Annotated in this window: 16 protein-coding genes; 12 read left to right on the forward strand and 4 right to left on the reverse strand. The window is 65.4% G+C overall.

Annotated features, from left to right (window positions below):
- Positions 1-186: 186 nt before the first annotated feature.
- Both xdhC and guaD read left to right on the forward strand, forming a co-directional pair.
- Positions 187-1,038 carry a xanthine dehydrogenase accessory protein XdhC gene (gene xdhC / locus ACAW63_RS22765; protein ID WP_371229103.1) on the forward strand — a complete coding sequence of 284 codons (852 nt, stop codon included), beginning with the start codon at positions 187-189 and terminating at the stop codon, positions 1,036-1,038.
- 149 nt (positions 1,039-1,187) lie between these two features.
- A complete protein-coding gene (gene guaD / locus ACAW63_RS22770; RefSeq protein ID WP_371229106.1) occupies positions 1,188-2,492 on the forward strand; it encodes a guanine deaminase in 1,305 nt (434 codons plus the stop codon).
- Positions 2,493-2,750: 258 nt separating this feature from the next.
- Here the strand turns inward: guaD and ACAW63_RS22775 are convergent, their stop codons facing one another.
- Positions 2,751-3,173, reverse strand: coding sequence for a universal stress protein (locus ACAW63_RS22775; RefSeq protein WP_371229109.1), 423 nt, complete (start codon positions 3,171-3,173; stop codon positions 2,751-2,753).
- Between the two features lie 164 nt (positions 3,174-3,337).
- Between ACAW63_RS22775 and ACAW63_RS22780 the strand changes: the two genes are divergently transcribed.
- From ACAW63_RS22780 to ACAW63_RS22795, 4 genes are all read left to right on the forward strand, one after another.
- Positions 3,338-4,261: a LysR family transcriptional regulator gene (locus ACAW63_RS22780; RefSeq protein WP_371229112.1), complete on the forward strand. Its 924-nt coding sequence runs from the start codon at positions 3,338-3,340 to the stop codon at positions 4,259-4,261.
- Positions 4,262-4,423: 162 nt separating this feature from the next.
- The gene (locus ACAW63_RS22785; protein ID WP_371229115.1) at positions 4,424-6,019 is read left to right on the forward strand and encodes an MFS transporter; all 1,596 of its coding nucleotides are present in this window, start codon (positions 4,424-4,426) and stop codon (positions 6,017-6,019) included.
- 15 nt (positions 6,020-6,034) lie between these two features.
- Positions 6,035-7,102 carry an HlyD family secretion protein gene (locus ACAW63_RS22790; protein WP_371229118.1) on the forward strand — a complete coding sequence of 356 codons (1,068 nt, stop codon included), beginning with the start codon at positions 6,035-6,037 and terminating at the stop codon, positions 7,100-7,102.
- Positions 7,099-8,541 (forward strand): efflux transporter outer membrane subunit, encoded by a 1,443-nt coding sequence (locus tag ACAW63_RS22795; RefSeq protein ID WP_371229120.1) that lies wholly within the window; start codon positions 7,099-7,101, stop codon positions 8,539-8,541. The genes ACAW63_RS22790 and ACAW63_RS22795 overlap by 4 nt, the downstream gene beginning before the upstream one ends.
- A gap of 239 nt (positions 8,542-8,780) precedes the next feature.
- Here ACAW63_RS22795 and ACAW63_RS22800 read toward each other — a convergent pair whose 3' ends face one another.
- The gene (locus ACAW63_RS22800) at positions 8,781-9,557 is read right to left on the reverse strand and encodes a GntR family transcriptional regulator (RefSeq protein ID WP_275611150.1); all 777 of its coding nucleotides are present in this window, start codon (positions 9,555-9,557) and stop codon (positions 8,781-8,783) included.
- A gap of 399 nt (positions 9,558-9,956) precedes the next feature.
- Between ACAW63_RS22800 and ACAW63_RS22805 the strand changes: the two genes are divergently transcribed.
- Positions 9,957-11,303 carry an NCS2 family permease gene (locus tag ACAW63_RS22805; RefSeq protein WP_371229122.1) on the forward strand — a complete coding sequence of 449 codons (1,347 nt, stop codon included), beginning with the start codon at positions 9,957-9,959 and terminating at the stop codon, positions 11,301-11,303.
- Between the two features lie 67 nt (positions 11,304-11,370).
- Here the strand turns inward: ACAW63_RS22805 and ACAW63_RS22810 are convergent, their stop codons facing one another.
- Both ACAW63_RS22810 and uraH read right to left on the reverse strand, forming a co-directional pair.
- Positions 11,371-13,164 carry an ATP-binding protein gene (locus tag ACAW63_RS22810; RefSeq protein WP_371229125.1) on the reverse strand — a complete coding sequence of 598 codons (1,794 nt, stop codon included), beginning with the start codon at positions 13,162-13,164 and terminating at the stop codon, positions 11,371-11,373.
- A 157-nt stretch (positions 13,165-13,321) separates the two neighbouring features.
- Positions 13,322-13,675 carry a hydroxyisourate hydrolase gene (uraH, locus tag ACAW63_RS22815; protein WP_152224418.1) on the reverse strand — a complete coding sequence of 118 codons (354 nt, stop codon included), beginning with the start codon at positions 13,673-13,675 and terminating at the stop codon, positions 13,322-13,324.
- A 410-nt stretch (positions 13,676-14,085) separates the two neighbouring features.
- Between uraH and puuE the strand changes: the two genes are divergently transcribed.
- The 5 genes from puuE (at position 14,086) to ACAW63_RS22840 (ending at position 19,323) form a co-directional block, all read left to right on the forward strand.
- The gene (puuE, locus tag ACAW63_RS22820) at positions 14,086-15,021 is read left to right on the forward strand and encodes an allantoinase PuuE (RefSeq protein WP_371229128.1); all 936 of its coding nucleotides are present in this window, start codon (positions 14,086-14,088) and stop codon (positions 15,019-15,021) included.
- The gene (gene uraD / locus ACAW63_RS22825) at positions 15,018-15,533 is read left to right on the forward strand and encodes a 2-oxo-4-hydroxy-4-carboxy-5-ureidoimidazoline decarboxylase (protein WP_371229130.1); all 516 of its coding nucleotides are present in this window, start codon (positions 15,018-15,020) and stop codon (positions 15,531-15,533) included. Before puuE ends, uraD begins: the two co-directional genes overlap by 4 nt.
- 70 nt (positions 15,534-15,603) lie before the next feature.
- Positions 15,604-16,110: an ureidoglycolate lyase gene (locus ACAW63_RS22830; protein ID WP_275611146.1), complete on the forward strand. Its 507-nt coding sequence runs from the start codon at positions 15,604-15,606 to the stop codon at positions 16,108-16,110.
- Positions 16,111-16,162: 52 nt separating this feature from the next.
- Entirely contained in the window at positions 16,163-17,500 is a 1,338-nt protein-coding gene (locus tag ACAW63_RS22835; protein ID WP_371229132.1) for a urate hydroxylase PuuD, read from the forward strand.
- Between the two features lie 476 nt (positions 17,501-17,976).
- Complete coding sequence (locus ACAW63_RS22840) at positions 17,977-19,323, forward strand: nucleobase:cation symporter-2 family protein (protein WP_371229135.1); 1,347 nt, start codon at positions 17,977-17,979, stop codon at positions 19,321-19,323.
- Positions 19,324-19,441 lie beyond the last annotated feature (118 nt).

Consider the following 19,441-nt stretch of genomic DNA (forward strand, 5'->3'; position numbering starts at 1 on the left):
TGGCACGGGAAGACGTCCCCAATCCCGTCCTCCCCCGGGTCAGCGGCGCCCCACCCTAACTCCCAACTGTAGGAGCGAGGGGGACGCCTAGTCCTTGCTCGCGAACCGCCCAGCCACAGAGCTGCCGGGAAACTCGTTCGCGAGCAAGCTCGCTCCTACGAAAAGCCACCCTTGAGGTTCGTAACGATGAACTGGATCAGTGCCCTCGCCGACCTGCAACAGCGCGCCGAAGCCAGCGTGCTGGTGACCATCATCGAAGAGCGCGGCTCGACCCCGCGTAATGCCGGCTCCAAGATGGTCGTCAGCGCCGACAAGGCCTACGACACCATCGGTGGCGGCCACCTCGAATTCAAGGCCATGGCCATCGCTCGGGAAATGCTGCTCAGCCGCGAGCGCGAACCGAAGCTGGAGCGTTTCAGCCTCGGCGCCAGCCTCGGCCAGTGCTGCGGCGGCGCCACCGTGCTGCTGTTCGAACCCATGGGCCAGCCCCAGGCGCACATCGCCGTGTTCGGCGCCGGCCATGTCGGTCGCGCCCTGGTGCCGCTGCTCGCCAGCCTGCCGTGCAAGGTGCGCTGGATCGACTCGCGGGAAGCCGAGTTCCCCGACCACATCCCCGAGGGCGTGACCCGCCTGATCAACGAGGACGTCATCGACGAGATCGACGAAATGCCCGCCGGCAGCTACTTCATCGTCATGACCCACAATCACGCGCTGGACCTGGAGCTGACCGCGAAGATCCTCGAACGCAATGATTTCACCTACTTCGGCCTGATCGGCTCGGACACCAAGCGCGCCAAGTTCGAACACCGCCTGCGCGACCGCGGTTTCGCCTCCGACACCGTGCAGCGCATGCGCTGCCCCATGGGCATCAGCGAGGTGAAGGGCAAGCTACCGGTGGAGATCGCCGTGTCCATCGCCGGCGAAGTCATCGCCACCTACAACGCCACCTTCGGTCAGGAGACCGGCAAGGGCGAGAACACCGTGGCCAAACTGTTACCCACGAGCCGCCGCGCACGCACCGCCGAAAGCGGCGCCTGATTTCCAGAATTCCAGGCTTCGTGATGGGTATCGCTCCGCTCCACCCATCCTACGAATAGCCGGGCCAGTTTACGTAGGATGGGTGGAGCGCCAGCGATACCCATCGAATAGCGTCCGAAGACGCGCTAATTCCGATTTGCGAGAGATTGATGAGCACTCAAGCCAAAGCCTACCGCGCCAGTATCCTGCACAGCGTCGCCGACCCCGCCGAAGTCGGCGTGGAGAAGTCCTACCAGTACTTCGAAGACGGCATCCTGCTGGTGGAAGACGGCAAGGTCGCCCGCCTCGGCCACGCCGCCGAGCTGCTGCCGCAACTGGGCGGTGTGGAAGTGGTCGAGTACCGCGACGCGCTGATCACCCCCGGCTTCATCGACACCCACATCCACTACCCGCAGACCGGCATGATCGCCTCCTACGGCGAGCAACTGCTGGATTGGCTGAACACCTACACCTTCCCCACCGAGAAGCAGTTCGCCGACCCGGCCCATGCCGCCGACGTCGCCGGCATCTTCCTCAAGGAACTGCTGCGCGCCGGTACCACCACCGCGCTGGTGTTCGGCACCGTGCATCCGCAGTCGGTGGATGCGCTGTTCGGCGCCGCCGAAAAGCTCGACCTGCGCCTGATCGCCGGCAAGGTGATGATGGACCGCAACGCCCCGGACTACCTGACCGACACCGCCGAAAGCAGCTACGCCGAGAGCAAGGCGCTGATCGAGCGCTGGCACGGCAAGGGCCGCCTGCTCTACGCGGTGACCCCGCGCTTCGCCCCGACCAGCACGCCGGAACAGCTCGACGCCGCCGGCCGTCTGCTCAAGGAGCACCCGGGCGTGTACCTGCACACGCACCTGTCGGAAAACCTCAAGGAAATCGAGTGGGTCAAGGAACTGTTCCCGGAGCGCAAGGGCTACCTGGACATCTACGACCATCACGGCCTGCTCGGCCCGCGCTCGGTCTTCGCCCATGGCGTGCACCTGTGCGACGGCGAGTGCCAGCGCCTGTCGGAAACCGGCTCGGCCGTGGCCTTCTGCCCGACTTCCAACCTGTTCCTGGGCAGCGGCCTGTTCGACCTGGCCAAGCTTGAGAAGCACAAGGTGAAAGTTGGCCTGGGCACCGACGTCGGTGCCGGCACCAGCTTCTCCCAGCTGCAATCGCTGAACGAGGCCTACAAGGTGATGCAGCTGCAAGGCATCAAGCTCGACCCGTTCAAGTCGCTGTACCTGGCCACCCTCGGCGGCGCCCGCGCGCTGGAGCTGGAGGACAAGGTCGGCAGCTTCGCCCAGGGCAACGAGGCCGACTTCGTGGTCCTCGACTACAAGGCCACCCCGCTGCTGGACTACCGCCTGCAGCAGGCGAAAACCCTGGAGGAAAAACTCTTCGCACTGGTCATCCTCGGCGACGACCGCACCGTGAAGGAAACCTTCGCGCACGGTCGCAACGTGCATCGCCGCGGCTGACCCCTTACGGCTCCGACGCCGGGTCCTCGCTCAGGACCAACCCGGCGCCGGGGCCGCTTTTCTTTCTGTTTCGCCCGCCCTCTCCTGCAGGGATGCCGCCCTCCCAGGCCAGCGCAGGAGCGGACGCTGTCCGCAATTGGTCTGTCGAGCGCTGCGTTGGGCGGGTTCGCGAGCAAGCTCGCTCCTACAGGTTCGTATTGCGCTCTTCGTAGGAGCGAGCTTGCTCGCGAACCGCACGGCACCGGACCAACAGGCGCCCTACTCCCGCACCTCAACCAGCACCGGACACGGCGCACGCTCAATCACCCGCTGCCCCACCGACGGGTCCAGCAACCGCTCGATACGCCCCAGGTGCCGATGACCGATCACGATCAGGTCGCACTCCAGCCGCTCCGCCTCGCGCAGGATCGCCCGGGCCGGATCACCCGCCACCACCGCCCCGGACGCCACGCACGGCCGCAACTGCGCCACGGCGTCATCCACCAACACCTGGGCCTCATGCTGCTCCTGCTCCGCCGGCGGATACTCCAGCGCGTCCTGGCGCGGCATGGCGAAAGCGCGGTCCACGGCGCACACCACATGCACCGCCGCCCCGCTGCAACGCGCCAGCTCGGCAGCGCTGGCGATGATCCGAGGCGACTGCGCCGCGCCGTCTATGGCCAGCAGAATCCGTTTGAACATGCCTTTCTCCTCGCGAAACGAAATTCGCCGTCATTCTTCGGGCCAGGACAGCGAGCGTAAAGGCACGCCAAACGTAATGGACCATTGCATGAAACGCATGCTTGCCCATCGGGTCCATCGCAATGGAACATGAATGGCACCGCACCAATTCATCCGGAGTCGCCATGGCCCTGCCCGATCTCAACCTGCTGGTCGCCCTCAACATCCTGCTCGATGAAGGCAGCGTGGTCGGCGCCGCGCGGCGCATGCACCTGAGTGCGCCGGCCATGAGCCGCACGCTGTCACGCATCCGCGAGGCGGTGGGCGACCCGATCATGGTCCGCGCCGGGCGCAACCTGGTGCCGACGCCCCGCGCCCTGCAACTGCGCGAAGAGGTCAGCGAACTGGTGGAACACGCCACGCGTCTGTTCAACGCCAAGGAAAACCTGCGCATGGACCAGCTCGAACGCTGCTTCGTACTGCGCTCCAACAACGTGCTGGTGGGCGGTTTCGCCTCGCGCATGCTGGCAGTGATGAAGGAAGAAGCGCCGCGCTGCAGCCTGCGCATGGCTCCGGAGGCAGACTTCGACGACGAAGCCCTGCGGCAGAACCGCATCGATCTCTACATTGGCGGTACCTCGACCCTGGAACCGGAAATCCGCACGCAGACGCTGTTCACCACCAACTTCGTCGGCCTGGCGCGGCGCGACCACCCGATTTTCGACGATGAGATCACTCAGGAGCGCTTCGCCAGCTTCCCGCAGATCAGCGTGTCACGGCGCGGCCGCGCCGCAGGTCCGATCGACGAGGAACTGGCAAAACTCGGCCTGCGCCGTGAAGTCCGCCTGATCGCGCCGACCTTCCACTCCTCGATCTTCGCCCTGCTGGAGTCCGACCTGGTGCTGCCCATTCCCGAGCATTCGCTGTGGCGTCTGGACCGCCTGGGCTTCGCCCTGCGCCAGTTCGATATTCCGCTGCCACTCAAGTCGGTGGTGATCATCCAGGCCTGGCATCCGCGCTTCGACAACGACCCGGCGCACAGCTGGCTGCGGCAGACGGTGAAGCGCGTGTGCACCGAACTGCGCGAGAGCTCCGGCCTGCTGAGCTGACTGCCAAAAAGTGCATCAGGCGCACTGATTAGCTGCAATCATTTCAATTTTCACAGCTATTGGCCTTCCCTAGACTCGGTCGCAAATACCCGAGTTGATTCCTATGCCTTGCACCTCTCCGCCCACCGGCGGCGGCGTCGGCCATCCCCATGGAGGCCGGCCATGACCGCGCTCGCCCCGATTTCCGCCGCCACCCCGCAGCCGGCCACACCATCGGCCACGCAGCCCGCCAAGCCCGTGGCGCAGCCGTTCGGCCTGCGCATCGTGGTCGGCATGCTCGGCGTGCTGATCGCCTCCCTCAGTGCCGGCCTCAACGAGAAGGTCACCGACCTGGCCATGACCGACGTGCGCGGCGCGCTGTCCATCGGTCACGACGAAGGCACCTGGCTGATCTCCCTGTACTCGGCGGCGCAGGTCGCCGCCATGGCCTTCGCGCCCTGGTTCTCGGTCACCGTGTCGCTGCGCCGCTTCACCCTCGGCGCCATCGCCGCGTTCGCCCTGTTGGCACTGCTCTGCCCGTTCGCGCCGAACGTCGAGACGCTCTACCTGCTGCGCCTGCTGCAAGGTTTTGCCGGCGGCTGCATGCCGCCGATGCTGATGACCGTGGCGCTGCGCTTCCTGCCGCCGGGCATCAAGCTCTACGGCCTGGGCGCCTATGCGCTGACCGCCACTTTCGCGCCCAACCTGGGCATGCCGCTGGCGGCGTTGTGGACCGAGTTCGTCGGCTGGCAATGGGTGTTCTGGCAGGTCATTCCGCTCTGCGCCGTGGCGCTGGCCGCCGTCGCCTGGGGCATTCCGCAGGACCCGCTGCGCCTGGAGCGCTTCCGCCAGTTCGACCACATCGGCCTCGCCCTCGGCCTGCCGGGCTTCCTGATGCTGGTGATCGGCCTGCTGCAGGGCGAGCGCCTGGACTGGTTCGAGTCGGACCTGATCACCCTGCTGGTGATCGGCGGCGCCGGGCTGCTGGTGGCGTTCTTCGTCAACGAGTGGACGCACCCGCTGCCGTTCTTCCGCCTGGACATCCTCAAACGGCGCAACTTCACCCACTCGTTGATCACCCTGGCCGGCGTGCTGGTGGTGCTCGGTGCCTGCTCCGGCGTGCCGGCGTCGTACCTGGCCTCGGCCCACGGTTATCGCCCGCTGCAATCGGCGCCCATGGCGCTGCTGGTGGCGCTGCCGCAGCTGATCTCGCTGCCGCTGGTGGCGGCGCTGTGCAACGTCCCGCGGGTGGATTGCCGCTGGGTCCTGGCTATCGGCATCAGCCTGTGCGGTCTTTCTGCCTTCGGCATGAGCCAACTGACCAGCGAGTGGACGCGGGAGAACTTCTACTGGCTCCTGACGCTGCAGATCATCGGCCAGCCGATGGCCGTGGTGCCGCTGCTGATGTCCGCCACCAGCGTCGTCGCGCCCATCGAAGGGCCGTTCGCCTCGGCCTGGTTCAACAGCGTGCGCGCCTTCTCGGCGGTAATGGGCAGCGCCATCGTCTCGTTCCTCATGACCTGGCGCGAGCATTACCACTCCAATCGCCTGGTCGATCACCTGGGCAATGCCTCGCAAGCCCTGGGCCTGCGCCTGGAACAACTGGGCGGCGCCGAGAACGTCGGTCGCCTGGCCGGCCAGGTGCGCGGCCAGGCCGGCGTGCTCGCCGCGTCCGACACCCTACTGGCGATGGCCTGGCTGGCCGCCGCCCTGCTCATCCTGATTCCCCTGATGCCGCTGCGGGTCTACCCGCCGCGCCCGGTCGTTCCCACCAACTGATTCAAAGGTCTGCCCATGTCGAAACTGAGCTCCCGTCGCGGCAGTCTGGCCCTGGTTGCCGTGCTGCTGTTCGCCCTTGTCGTCTACCTGCTGCTGCGCCTGCTGGGCCCCAGCCGCGAGCAGAGCACCGACGACGCCTACGTCCACGCCGACTTCACCCTGGTGGCGCCGAAGGTCGCCGGCTTCATCGAGGAAGTGCTGGTGGAGGACAACCAGTCGGTGAAGGCCGGACAGGTCCTGGCACGCATCGACGCCCGCGACTACCGCGCCGCGCTGGCCGCCGCCGAGGCCGACGTGCTGGCCGCCGAGGCGCGCCATCACCACGTCGCCGCCAACCTGGAACGCCAGCAGGCGGTGATTGCCCAGACCGCTGCCCAGGTGCAGGCCGACCAGGCCGCGCTGACCTTCGCCGCGCAGGAACTGAACCGCTACCAGCACCTCGCCAGCCAGGGCGCCGGCACCCTGCAGAACGCCCAGCAGGCGCGCTCGCGCGTCGACTCGGCGAAGGCCGTGCTGGACAAGGACAAGGCCGCCGCCCTCGCCGCCCGCAAGCAGCTCGACGTGCTGCTGGCCCAGCAGGCCGAAGCCCTCGGCGCGCTGAAGCGTGGCCAGGCGCAGCTGCAACAGGCGCAACTGAACCTCTCCTACACGGAAATCCGCGCGCCCTTCGACGGCATGGTCGGTCGTCGCGCCGTACGCGTCGGCGCCTACACCACGCCGGGCAATGCGCTGCTGGCGGTGGTGCCGCTGCAGGACGCCTACGTGGTCGGCAATTTCCAGGAAACCCAGCTCACTGACGTGCAACCCGGCCAGGCCGTGGAAATCAGCATCGACACCTTCCCCGGCGAAAAGCTGCGCGGCCACGTCGACAGCATCGCCCCGGCCACCGGCCTGAGCTTCGCGCCCATCGCCCCGGACAACGCCACCGGCAACTTCACCAAGATCGTCCAGCGCATCCCGGTGAAGATCATCCTCGACGCCGACCAGCCGCTGCGCGACAAGCTGCGTGTGGGTATGTCGGTCATCGCGCGGATCGACACTGCCCAGCACGCAGCGAAAGAGCAGAAGGTAGCCGTGCAATGATCGCCGCCCGTACGCCTCTGTTGCTCGCCTTGCTTGCGCTTGGTGCTTGCAGCGTCGGCCCGGACTTCCAGCGCCCGAAGGATGCCGATGCGGTGGACTGGTCCGCCCAGCGTGGCGATGCGCCGAGCCAAGCGCTTAACGCGCCCCTGGAGGCCCGGTGGTGGACACTGCTGGGCGACCCGCAGCTCAACGACCTGCAACGCCGGGTGGCGGATGCCAACCTCGACCTGCGCGAAGCCGACGCGCGTCTGCAGCAGAGCCGGGCGATCCGCCAGGCGCTGGGCGGCGACGCCGTGCCCAACGTCGGTGCGGACCTGGGCTACCAGCGCAGGCGCAACAGCGAAGTCGGCCTGAACGATCCGTCCGGCAAGGCGGGCAAGGACAGCTTCAACCAGCTCGATGGCGGCTTCGACCTGTCCTGGGAGCTGGACTTCTGGGGCCGCGTGCGCCGCGAACTGGAGGCCGTCGACGCCAATGTGCAGGCCACCGAGGAGAGCCGTCGCGACGTACTGGTATCGGTGCTTGCCGAGACCGCGCGCAACTACCTGCAACTGCGCGCCGAACAGGACCTGGAAGCGATCATCCGCAGCAACCTGGAGATCGCCCGGCGCAGCCTGGAGCTGACCCGCCTGCGCCGCACCGATGGCGTCGCTACCGAACTGGACGTGGCCGAGGCGCTGACCCAGGTCGCCAGCATCGAAGCGCGCCTGCCTGACAGCCAGAAGCGCCAGGCGCGGCTGATCAATGCTCTGGGCTACCTGCTGGGCGAAGCGCCCGGTGCGCTACAGGCGGAACTCGCCCAGGCCAGACCGGTGCCGCAACCGCCGCGCGGCGTACCGGTCGGTCTGCCCTCGGAGCTGGCCCAGCGCCGTCCGGACATCCGCCGCGCCGAAGCCGCGCTGCATGCCGCCACCGCCAGCATCGGCGTGGCCAAGGCTGACTTCTACCCGCGCATCAGCCTCAACGGCAGCTTCGGCTTCCAGGCACTGCAACTGTCGAATTTCGGCGACTGGAACAGCCGCACCTTCGGCATCGGCCCGAGCCTGTCGCTGCCAATCTTCGAAGGCGGCCGGCTGAAGGGCATGCTCGCCCTGCGCGAGGCGCAGCAGCAGGAATCGGCCATCGCCTATCGCCGCACGGTGCTCAACGCCTGGCGCGAAGTGGACGACGCACTCACCGACTACGCCGCCGACCAGCGCCGCCTGGCCAGCCTGGACACCGCCGCCGAGCACGGCCGCACCGCCCTGGCCAACGCCCGCGAGCAGTACAAGGCCGGTGCCGTGGACTTCCTCAACGTGCTCAGCGCCCAGCGCGAACTGCTGGCCACCGAGGAACAGCAGGTGCGCGGCCGCGAAGCCGTGGCGACCACCCTGGTGCTGCTCTACAAGTCCCTGGGCGGCGGCTGGGAGCAATCCGAGGAAAGCGCACAAAGCCTATAAGCGCGGCGGTGCCATCAGGGGAGTCCGTGCCCACGCTCCCCCAACCCTCTCCCGTCAATCCGGATGAGAGGATTTCTATCCTGTAGGAGCGAGCTTGCTCGCGAACCCGCATTACGCCGGAGCCTCAAGGTGTAAAGCGTTCGCGAGCAAGGACTGGGCGTCCCCCTCGCTCCTACAAAAGGCCGTCGGTACTGAAACGAACAAGCCCCGCATCGGCGGGGCTTGTTCATGGAAGGCGATCAGGCCGCGGAGTCGGCGTCGGCCTTGCTGCGGCGCGGCTTCTTCTTGCCCGCCAGCAGGTGCGAGAACACCGCGTGCAGGTCGCCGGAGGCGCCGTCGACATCCAGGTTCAGCTTGTCATCGATGTGCGCCATGTGGTGCATCATCAGGGTCACGGCCTTTTCCTTGTCGCCCTTCTCGATGGCGTCGAGGATTTCGTTGTGCTCGTCGAAGGAGCAGTGCGAACGGCCGCCGCTTTCGTACTGGGCGATGATCAGCGAGGTCTGCGACACCAGGCTGCGCTGGAAGCTCACCAGGGGCGCGTTCTTCGCCATCTCGGCAAGCTTGAGGTGGAACTCGCCGGAAAGACGGATGCCGGCGCCACGGTCGCCACGGGCGAAGCTGGACTGCTCCTGCTTCACCATGTCGCGCAGCTCGGACAGCGTATCGCTGCTGGCGTTGTCCACGGCCAGCTCGGTGATCGCGCGCTCGACGGTGCGGCGGGCAAAGAGGATCTGCCGGGCCTCGTCGATGCTCGGGCTGGCGACGACGGCGCCACGGTTGGGGCGCAGCAGCACGACCTGCTCGTGGGCCAGTCGCGACAGGGCGCGGCGGATGATGGTACGGCTGACGCCGAAGATTTCGCCGAGGGCCTCTTCGCTCAACTTGGTGCCGGGAGCGAGGCGCTGCTCAAGGATCGCGTCGAAGATGTGCGCGTAGACGATTTCATCCTGGGTGCCGCTGCGGCTCTTGCCATTGCGCGGCTGCTTCCTGATCTGTTGCAACTGGTCGGTCATTGGTGTCGAACCCTGATCAGCCGGAGTGGGACCGGCGCGAAATCCGTGGGGGCTGGCGAGAAGCTGGCGTCGGCCAGGTATTGGGCAACAGTGTACACAAAATGGCCACTATCGTGCAGCCATCGCGAGCGAGTGGTGATTGACGCCAATGGCGTGTCGCCCAGCGGATGCGTCCGACGTCGTCCTGCGACCATTCCGAGCCTTTTCTTGTAAAAAACTTTCACTCAGGCACTAAACATTATTTGAAGTTTTTGTACACAACTGCATAATCGCGGCGTGACTTCCTGACCTGAGGGTCAACAAATCACACCCTCACAACTCTTTCCGTTAGCGCAAGGGACGCAGGTGAACCAGCCGACGGCAAAGGGACCAACAACAAGAGCGTTGAGGAGTACCGCTGTGGAAAGCACCAAACAAGAACAACAAGCCTTTGCTTCAAGCCCGCCTGCTACCGGCCTGCTGGAACGTCTGTTCAAGCTCAGCCAGCATGGCACGACCGTGAAGACCGAACTCGCCGCGGGCCTCACGACCTTCATAACCATGGCGTACATCATCTTCGTCAACCCCAACATCATGGCCGACGCCGGCATCGACCACGGCGCCGCATTCGTCGCGACCTGCCTTGCCGCGGCGCTGGGCTGCTTCCTGATGGGCCTGTACGCCAACTGGCCGGTGGGTCTGGCGCCGGGCATGGGCCTCAACGCCTTCTTCACCTACACCGTGGTCAAGACCATGAACTACAGCTGGGAGATCGCACTGGGCGCGGTGTTCATCTCCGGCATCGCCTTCATGATCCTGACCTTCTCGCGCATTCGCGAATGGCTGCTCAACAGCATCCCGGTGAGCCTGCGCTTCGCCATGGGTGCCGGTGTGGGCCTGTTCCTCGGGCTGATCGGCCTGAAGACCGCCGGCATCGTGGTCGCCAGCCCCGCCACCCTGGTGCACCTGGGTGACCTGACCAGCCCCGGCCCGCTGCTGGCGGCGGTGTGCTTCCTGATGATCGCGGTGCTGGAATACCGCCGCGTGTTCGGCGGGATCCTGATCAGCATCCTGACCGTCACCGTGGCCGGCATCGCCCTGGGCATCGTCCAGTTCGGTGGCGTGTTCTCCATGCCGCCGAGCCTGGCGCCGACCTTCATGGCGATGGACATCGCCGGCGCCTTCAACGTGACCATGATCAGCGTGATCCTGGCCTTCCTCTTCGTGCACATGTTCGACACCGCCGGCACCCTGATGGGCGTAGCCCAGCGTGCGCACCTGGTACGCGAAGACGGCCGTATCGAGAACCTGTCCAAGGCGATGAAGGCCGACAGCACCTCCAGCGCCTTCGGCGCGGTGCTCGGCGTACCGCCGGTGACCAGCTACGTGGAAAGCGCCGCGGGCGTCGCCGCCGGCGGCCGCACCGGCCTGACCGCCGTGGTGGTGGGCGTGCTGTTCGTCGCGGCGATGTTCTTCGCTCCGCTGGCCGGCATGATCCCCGCCTACGCCACCGCCGGCGCGCTGATCTACGTCGCCATGCTGATGATGGGCGGCATGGCCCACATCGACTGGAACGAGCACACCGAGACCATCCCGGCCATCGTCACCGTGATCATGATGCCGCTGACCTTCTCGGTCGCCGACGGCATCGCGCTGGGCTTCGTGACCTACGTGGCCATGAAGGTCTTCACCGGCCGCCACAAGGACGTGACCGTCAGCCTCTATGCGCTGTGCGCGATCTTCGTGGCCAAGTTCATCTTCCTCTGAGTTCGCTGTCCGTCCAGAACAAAAGGCCCCGGCAATGCCGGGGCCTTTTGCATTTCGGCTGCCGCTGCTACTGGACGGCGGCGGGCAGTGACAGCTTCACGCTGAACTCCGACCCAACACCCGGCTGGCTCGTCACCCCGATGCTCCCGCCCATGAGCTGCACCAGGCTGTGGCACAGCGCCAGACCCAGGCCGGTGCCACCGCTGCGCACTCGAAGGTCATCCAGGGGGAAGAAAAACGGCTCGAACAGATGCTGCTGGTCCTCGGAAGGGATCCCCGGCCCCGTGTCGATCACATCGACCTCGACGTCGACCATCGCCGCGTCCCGCCCACGCGCGCGCAGGCGCACCAGCACCGAGCCCACCTCGGTACGCTTCAGCGCATTGTCCAGCAGGTTGGAAACGATCTTGCGAAGCCACCGGGGATCGCCCCAGACCCGTGTCTGCAGCGCCAGATCGAAGTCGCATTCAACGCGAACGCCCTTGCCCAGGGCCGTTTCGCCGATGAGCGCCAGTTGCCGTTCGAGCAGGGCACGTACATCGATGTCTTCGGCCGCCAGCGGCAGGCGCCGGGATCTTGCACGGCTGAGCAGCTGCAAGTCCTCCAGCAGCGCCAGCAGATTGCCGGTGAGCTTGAGGGCTACCGCCAGGGGCTCTTCGCGCCGCGCCGGATCGCCCTGGTTCCACGCCAGCTCCAGCATCGCCATGACGTTCTGCAACGGCCCCTGCAACTCGCTGCCCATCCCGGCGAGGTACTGGCTCTTGCCACGACTGATCGCATCGATCCGCGCGTTCGCGTTGCGCAGCTCGCGCACCAGCTCATCGCGGCCGGTGACATTGATCGATCCGCAGAGGGCGCCGATCAGCACCCCGTCACTGTCGCGGTAGGGCCGAACCCAGTGCTGGTAAACCTCACGCCCCTTCTGCGAGCGGAACTCCACGTCAGCGTCGAAGGGTTCGCCGCGGGCGATCGCTTCCTTCAACTGCTGGATCAGCAAGGCCGCTTCATGCGGATTGGCGAACAGCCCGAGGTCCGCCGCCGTCTTGCCCACCACATCCTCGAGACGCAGACCGAACAGCTCCAGCGTATGACGGTTGCAGAACAGGATGCGGCCATCGAGCCCCCGGACGGTCATCGGGTGCGGCAGGGAATCGAGCATGCTGCGCAGCAATGCCAGCTCCTTCACCTGCTCCGGCGTCATCGGCGCCCGCTCTGGCTCGGCATCAGGCTGGTCGCCCTCCACCAGCCCATGGCGGCGCCCGATGTCCACCAGTTCGACCAGCGATTTGGCATGCAGCTTCTGCATCAGACGGGCCTTGTAGGTGCTCACCGTCTTGTCACTGATCGACAACTGATCGGCGATGGCCACATTGCTGCAGCCGTTCGCCAACAGTTGCAGCACGGACAACTCCCGCACCGACAGCTCCTTGAGCAGCTCTCCGTGCCCCGCCCCTTCCGCCGCGGCAACGCTGCCCAGCGCATGACTGGGGAAATAGCTGTGCCCCTGGGCAATCGCCCGCACCGCTTCGCGCACCGCCTGCGGATTTTCCTGCTTGCTGACGAAACCGGCAGCGCCCGCCGCCAGGCAACGCCCGGCGAAATACTCCGAGTCGCGAGAGGTCAGCACCAGGACCTTCACCGATGCCCCCTGTGCCGCCAGGCGCTGGATGACTTCCAGGCCGCCGAGCCGCGGAATCGACAGCTCCAGGATCATCAGGTCGGGATGGCAGCCCCGCACCTGCTGCAACGCCTCGGGACCGTTGTCGGCCTCGCCGACCACTTCGTGGCGGTCGGCTTCCATCATCAATCGCAAGGCGTGTCGGGTAACCGGTTGCTCATCGACGATCAGGATCCTGCTCATGTCCTTTCTCGAAAGAATGACTCCCTGCTTTCTAGTCCAAATGCGCCGTTCGCGCCTGCGGCGCGGGCCGCACAGAAAATCGCGGGCAAAAAAAAGCCCGCAGTGTGGGCGGGCCGAGGAAGACTCCACGAAGAGTCCGGGAAGGTCTTGCGAACGACTAGCTACCGCGATAAGTGGAGTAGCTGTAGGGGGAGATCAGCAGCGGCACGTGGTAATGGTCGGCCTCGGAGGCAATGCCGAAACGCAGTACGACCTGGTCGAGGAACGCCGGCTTCGGCAGCTCGACGCCACGGGCGCGGTAATAGTCGCCGGCATTGAACAGCAGCTGGTAGACGCCGGCGCGGAAATCCTCGCCCTGCAGCAGCGGCTCGTCGCAGCGGCCGTCGTCATTGGTCACGCGGGTGGCGATCAGTTCCAGCTGCTGGCCTTCGACACGGTACAGCTCGATCTTGATGCCATGGCCAGGGCAGCCGTGGGCGGAATCCAGTACGTGAGTGGTCAAGCGTCCCATGGGCTTATCGATGTCTCCGGCGCCGCCGGCGGACACCTTCCTCCTCTGTCTTGTTGATTCGAATTCGGTGGGCTGCCGCACGGACAGCCGGCAAGTGCGTTTGCGCGGAACCGAATATACCCAGCCACGCGACCAATTGTATACAAAAAAGTGATCAGACGTTGCAAAATCAACTTGATCCGCCCCCGGCACTCCTGTGCCAGAAGCCTGCCAATAGGGGCTGCAGCCTCCATGAGACGCGGTCGGGCCGGGTTATTTCGACGATTCGCGCATCTATAGGAAAGAGAAACGACTGTTGCGCAGATTGTATTTACAGATAGCCAAACATTTTGTATACAATGCACGCATCAACGGCAGCGCCCGGTCCTTCGACTCCGCGCAGACCGCCAACCACAAGAAGGAACACTGCAGTGAGCGCCGACTACCCACGCGACCTGATCGGTTACGGCAACAACATTCCCCACCCCCACTGGCCGAACGATGCCCGCATCGCCCTGTCCTTCGTCCTCAACTACGAGGAAGGCGGCGAGCGTTGCATCCTGCACGGAGACAAGGAGTCCGAAGCCTTCCTCTCCGAGATGGTGGCTGCACAGCCGCTCAAGGGCGAGCGCAACATGTGCATGGAATCGCTGTACGAGTACGGTAGCCGCGCTGGCGTATGGCGCCTGCTGAAGCTGTTCAAGAAATACGACCTGCCGATGACCATCTTCGCCGTCGCCATGGCCGCCCAGCGCCATCCCGAGGCCATCCGCCAGATGGTCGCCGACGGCCACGAGATCTGCAGCCACGGCTATCGCTGGATCGACTACCAGTACATGGACGAGGCGCAGGAGCGCGAGCACATGCTCGAAGCCATCCGCATCCTCACCGACCTGACCGGCCAGCGCCCGCAGGGCTGGTACACCGGCCGCCTGGGCCCGAACACCCGCCGCATCGTGCGTGAGGAAGGCGGCTTCCTCTACGACTCCGACACCTACGATGACGACCTGCCCTACTGGGACCCGGCGAGCACCGCCGAGAAGCCGCACCTGGTCATCCCCTACACCCTGGACACCAACGACATGCGCTTCACCCAGGTGCAGGGCTTCAACAAGGGCGACGACTTCTTCGAATACCTCAAGGACGCTTTCGACGTGCTCTACGCCGAAGGTACCGAAGGCGCGCCGAAGATGCTCTCCATCGGCATGCACTGCCGCCTGCTCGGCCGTCCGGCGCGCATGGCCTCGCTGGAGCGCTTCCTGCAGTACGTGAAGGGCCACGAGAAAGTGTGGGTAGCCCGCCGCGTCGACATCGCCAAGCACTGGCACGAGAAACACCCGTTCCAAGCCCAGGAGAACAAGGCATGAGCCGTTTCCAGACCCTGACCCCGGCCAGCCTCGACCGCGCCGCCTTCGTCGCCGCCTTCGCCGACATCTACGAGCACTCGCCGTGGGTTGCCGAGAAGGCCTATGACCTGGGCGTCGACGACAGCCTGAACGACATCGAACTGCTGCAGCAGCGCATGGCCGACATCCTCCTGTCCGCCAGCCACGACGCACAGCTGGCGCTGATCAACGCGCACCCGGACCTGGCCGGCAAGGCCGCCATCCGTGGCGAGCTGACCGCATCCAGCACCGCTGAACAGGCTGGTGCCGGCATCCAGGACTGCACCGCCGAGGAGTTCGCCCGCTTCACCGAACTCAACGACGCCTACAAGGCCAAGTTCGGCTTCCCCTTCATCAAGGCGGTGAAGGGCAGCAACCGCCACCAGATCCTGGCTGCGTTCGAAGAGCGCATCCACAACACGCCGGAGCAGGAATTCCAGACCGCCCTGGCGGAGATCAACAAGATCGCGATGTTCCGCCTGCAACAGCTCTGAGCGAGCGGACCTTCACTCCCCTCTCCCCTGTGGAGAGGGTCCATGCGAACAACGAATAAGTAGACCAGCCATGCGTACCCTGAAGATCGAGCCGTTGACCAAGGAAGCCTTCGCCCCGTTCGGTGATGTCATCGAAACCGAAGGCAGCGACTTTTTCATGATCAACAACGGCTCCACCCGCCGTTATCACAAGCTCGCCACCGTCGAAACGGCGCAGCCCGATGACAAGGCGATCATCAGCATCTTCAGCGCCGAATCCCTGGAGATGCCGTTGCGCATCCGCATGCTGGAGCGCCATCCGCAGGGCAGCCAGGCGTTCATTCCGCTGCTCGGCAACCCATTTCTGATCGTGGTCGCGCCACTTGGCGATGTACCTGTATCGGGCCTCGTCCGCGCTTTCCTGTCCAACGGCAAGCAGGGCGTCAATTACCACCGCGGCGTCTGGCACCACCCGGTGCTGACGATCGAAAAGCGGGATGACTTCCTGGTGGTCGATCGCAGCGGTTCTGGCAACAACTGCGACGAGCATTTCTTCACCGAGGACGAACAGCTCCTCCTCGACCCCCAACTAAACTAATAAGAGAGGCCCGATTGCCGCGACGGCGGCACCTGGGCAAGAGGTAAAGACAGTGGAAGCACATCTCATCGAATGGGCGAACCTGCTGGTTCGCTGGGTACACATGATCGTCGGCATCGCCTGGATCGGTGCCTCGTTCTATTTCGTCTGGCTGGAGAACAACCTCAATCGCGCCAACCCGCGTGAAGGGCTCTCCGGTGATCTCTGGGCGATCCACGGTGGCGGTATCTACCACCTGGAGAAGTACAAGCTCGCACCGCCGAAAATGCCGGACAACCTGCACTGGTTCAAATGGGAGGCCTACTCCACCTGGCTGTCGGGCGTCTGCCTGCTGACCATCGTGTTCTACCTGAACCCGACCCTGTACCTGATCGCTCCGGGCAGTGACCTGGCCCCGGCCGCCGCCATCGCCATCGGCATCGGCTCGCTGATCGCAGGCTGGTTCATCTACAGCACCCTGTGCGACTCCCCGCTGGGCAAGACCCCTGCCCTGCTCGGCGCCATCCTGTTCGCTCTGATCGTCCTCGCCGCCTACCTGCTCAGCCAGGTGTTCAGCGGCCGCGGCGCCTACCTGCACGTGGGCGCCATCATCGGCACCATCATGGTGGGCAACGTGTTCCGCGTGATCATGCCGGCCCAGCGTGCGCTGGTTAAGGCCATCGAGGAAAACCGCGAGCCCGATCCGGTGCTGCCGGCCAAGGGTCTGCTGCGTTCGCGCCACAACAACTACTTCACCCTGCCGGTGCTGTTCATCATGATCAGCAACCACTTCCCGAGCACCTACGGCAGCCACTACAACTGGCTGATCCTGGCGTGCATCGCGGGCCTGGCGGTGATCGTGCGTCACTACTTCAACACCCGCCACGAAGGCAACGGCATGGCCTGGGCCCTGCCCGCCGGCGCCGTCGGCATGATCGCCCTGGCCTTCGTCACCGGCCCGAACTTCCCCAGCAGCGACAGCGCCACCAGCGCCCAGGCCGCGAAGGTGGAGTACCAGCCGCTGCCGGAAACCGCCATCGGTGGCAAGACCGCAACCGAGCGCGCCAAGGAAGAAGCCGCGAAACCCGCCACCGCCGAGCAGGCACCCGCCCAGGCTCCGGCTGCTGCGCAAGCCTCGACGGGCGGTGACGCGAACTTCGACAAGGTCCACCACGTGATCCAGGAACGCTGCGCTGTCTGTCACTCGGCCAAGCCGACCAGCAACATGTTCAGCACCGCGCCGGCTGGCGTGATGTTCGACACTCCGCAGCAGATCCAGCAGCTCGCCCCGCGCATCCAGGCGCAGGCCGTAGCCTCGCAGGTCATGCCGCTGGGCAACATCACCCAGATGACTCCGGAAGAGCGCAAGCTCGTTGGCGACTGGATCGCCAAGGGTGCCCAGGTTAATTGAGCCTGCGGCACGGCCAGAAAAACCGCACCTTCGGGTGCGGTTTTTTTATGCCTGCGAAACGCCCGGAGCCCGCAAGGGCGTGTGGCGTATAACGTTCGACCGCCGTTCGGCCTTGCTTTCAGGGCACTGCCAGGCTCAGACCAGGCACCGACAGGGAACCCAGGCGAATCGGCGTACAACCGCAGACAGCTGTACGCCCTACGGCATTTCCGAAGGAAAAATGTAGTCGATTCGACGTATGGCTACATTTTCCCGCAAGCCAGTACACACGCGGCCTAGAGCCTTCCGACACCGCCAAGACGGAACGTGACCGACGAGTTGTATACAAAAATCGATTGAACCTAATACACATCGCAAGTATAAAGTCCCGCACCGCTTCACCCGCTCGGCCCCGGGGGTGAGATCGGCCAGTACTTCCCTGTTGTCGTGCCCGTCCGACAACCAGCGACTGACAACAATAAAAACCGAGGTGTTGCATGTCCGTGGTATCTGAGCGCTCCCATACCGGCTCGCCTGTCGACCAGCGTTTGCCCTTGCTGCAGCTGCTGCTGGTCGGGTTCCAGCACGTTCTCCTGATGTATGGCGGCGCCGTCGCCGTCCCCCTGATCGTCGGCCAGGCCGCCGGTCTCTCCCGCGAGGAAGTCGCCTTCCTGATCAATGCCGACCTGCTGGTCGCCGGCATCGCCACGCTGGTGCAGTCGCTGGGCATCGGTCCGGTGGGCATCCGCATGCCGGTGATGATGGGCGCCAGCTTCGCCGCCGTCGGCAGCATGGTGGCCATGGCCGGGATGCCCGGCGTGGGCCTGAACGGCATCTTCGGCGCGACCATCGCCGGCGGCTTCTTCGGCATGCTCATCGCGCCGTTCATGAGCCGCATCGTGCGCTTCTTTCCGCCGCTGGTGACCGGCACCGTGATCACATCCATCGGCATGTGCCTGTTCCCGGTGGCGATCAACTGGGCCGGCGGTGGGGAAGGCGCGGCCAACTTCGGCGCGCTCGAATACCTCGCCCTGTCCTCCTTCGTGCTGGCGGTGATCCTGCTGATCAACCGCTTCCTGCGCGGCTTCTGGGTCAACGTCTCGGTGCTGATCGGCATGCTGCTGGGCTACATCATCGGCGCCAGCATGGGCATGGTCAGCCTGGACGGCATCGAACAGCGCCCCTGGTTCGACGTGGTCACCCCGCTGCACTTCGGGGTGCCGGAATTCCACCTGGCTCCGGTGCTGTCCATGTGCCTGGTGGTGGTGATCATCTTCGTCGAGTCCACCGGCATGTTCCTCGCCCTGGGCAAGGTCACCGAAACCGAGATCTGCCCCAACCGCCTGCGCCGCGGCCTGCTGTGCGACGCCAGCGCATCGTTCTTCGCCGGATTCATGAACACCTTCACCCACTCCTCGTTCGCCCAGAACATCGGCCTGGTGCAGATGACCGGCGTGCGCAGTCGCTACGTCACCGCCGCCGCCGCGGTCTTCCTGATCATCCTGAGCCTGCTGCCCAAGGCCGCCTTCCTGGTCGCCTCGATTCCGCCGGCGGTACTGGGCGGCGCCGGCATCGCCATGTTCGGCATGGTCGCCGCCAGCGGCATCCGCATCCTCCACGAGGCGGACATCGTCGACCGCCGCAACCAGTTGCTGGTGGCGGTGAGCATCGGCATGGGCATGGTGCCGGTGGTGCGTCCGGACTTCTTCGCCGCCCTGCCCCAGTGGATGGAGCCGATCACCCACAGCGGTATCGCCATGACCTCGATCTGGGCGGTGGTGCTGAACATTCTGTTCAACATCCTCGGCGAACATGGCCGCGATGCCCTCTGCGGGCATCACTGAGTCCCTTTCACGGGCGCTTCCCGAGCGCCCACTTCAAAGCCGCGCCCCACTCCTGCGCGGCTTTTTTTCGTCTGCGCAGGAACCTCTCTGTCTTCTAGGGGCGAGCTCGCGAACCGCC

The sequence above is a fragment of the Pseudomonas sp. QE6 genome (genome assembly GCF_041379005.1).
Classification (GTDB): Bacteria; Pseudomonadota; Gammaproteobacteria; order Pseudomonadales; family Pseudomonadaceae; genus Pseudomonas.

Excerpts from the sequence above, each read along its gene's own strand:
- xdhC (WP_371229103.1), top strand. The coding sequence starts at position 187 with ATGAACTGGATCAGTGCCCTCGCCGACCTGCAACAGCGCGCCGAAGCC.
- guaD (WP_371229106.1), top strand. The coding sequence starts at position 1,188 with ATGAGCACTCAAGCCAAAGCCTACCGCGCCAGTATCCTGCACAGCGTC.
- ACAW63_RS22775 (WP_371229109.1), bottom strand. The coding sequence starts at position 3,173 with ATGTTCAAACGGATTCTGCTGGCCATAGACGGCGCGGCGCAGTCGCCT.
- ACAW63_RS22780 (WP_371229112.1), top strand. The coding sequence starts at position 3,338 with ATGGCCCTGCCCGATCTCAACCTGCTGGTCGCCCTCAACATCCTGCTC.
- ACAW63_RS22785 (WP_371229115.1), top strand. The coding sequence starts at position 4,424 with ATGACCGCGCTCGCCCCGATTTCCGCCGCCACCCCGCAGCCGGCCACA.
- ACAW63_RS22790 (WP_371229118.1), top strand. The coding sequence starts at position 6,035 with ATGTCGAAACTGAGCTCCCGTCGCGGCAGTCTGGCCCTGGTTGCCGTG.
- ACAW63_RS22795 (WP_371229120.1), top strand. The coding sequence starts at position 7,099 with ATGATCGCCGCCCGTACGCCTCTGTTGCTCGCCTTGCTTGCGCTTGGT.
- ACAW63_RS22800 (WP_275611150.1), bottom strand. The coding sequence starts at position 9,557 with ATGACCGACCAGTTGCAACAGATCAGGAAGCAGCCGCGCAATGGCAAG.
- ACAW63_RS22810 (WP_371229125.1), bottom strand. The coding sequence starts at position 13,164 with ATGAGCAGGATCCTGATCGTCGATGAGCAACCGGTTACCCGACACGCC.
- uraH (WP_152224418.1), bottom strand. The coding sequence starts at position 13,675 with ATGGGACGCTTGACCACTCACGTACTGGATTCCGCCCACGGCTGCCCT.
- uraD (WP_371229130.1), top strand. The coding sequence starts at position 15,018 with ATGAGCCGTTTCCAGACCCTGACCCCGGCCAGCCTCGACCGCGCCGCC.
- ACAW63_RS22830 (WP_275611146.1), top strand. The coding sequence starts at position 15,604 with ATGCGTACCCTGAAGATCGAGCCGTTGACCAAGGAAGCCTTCGCCCCG.
- ACAW63_RS22840 (WP_371229135.1), top strand. The coding sequence starts at position 17,977 with ATGTCCGTGGTATCTGAGCGCTCCCATACCGGCTCGCCTGTCGACCAG.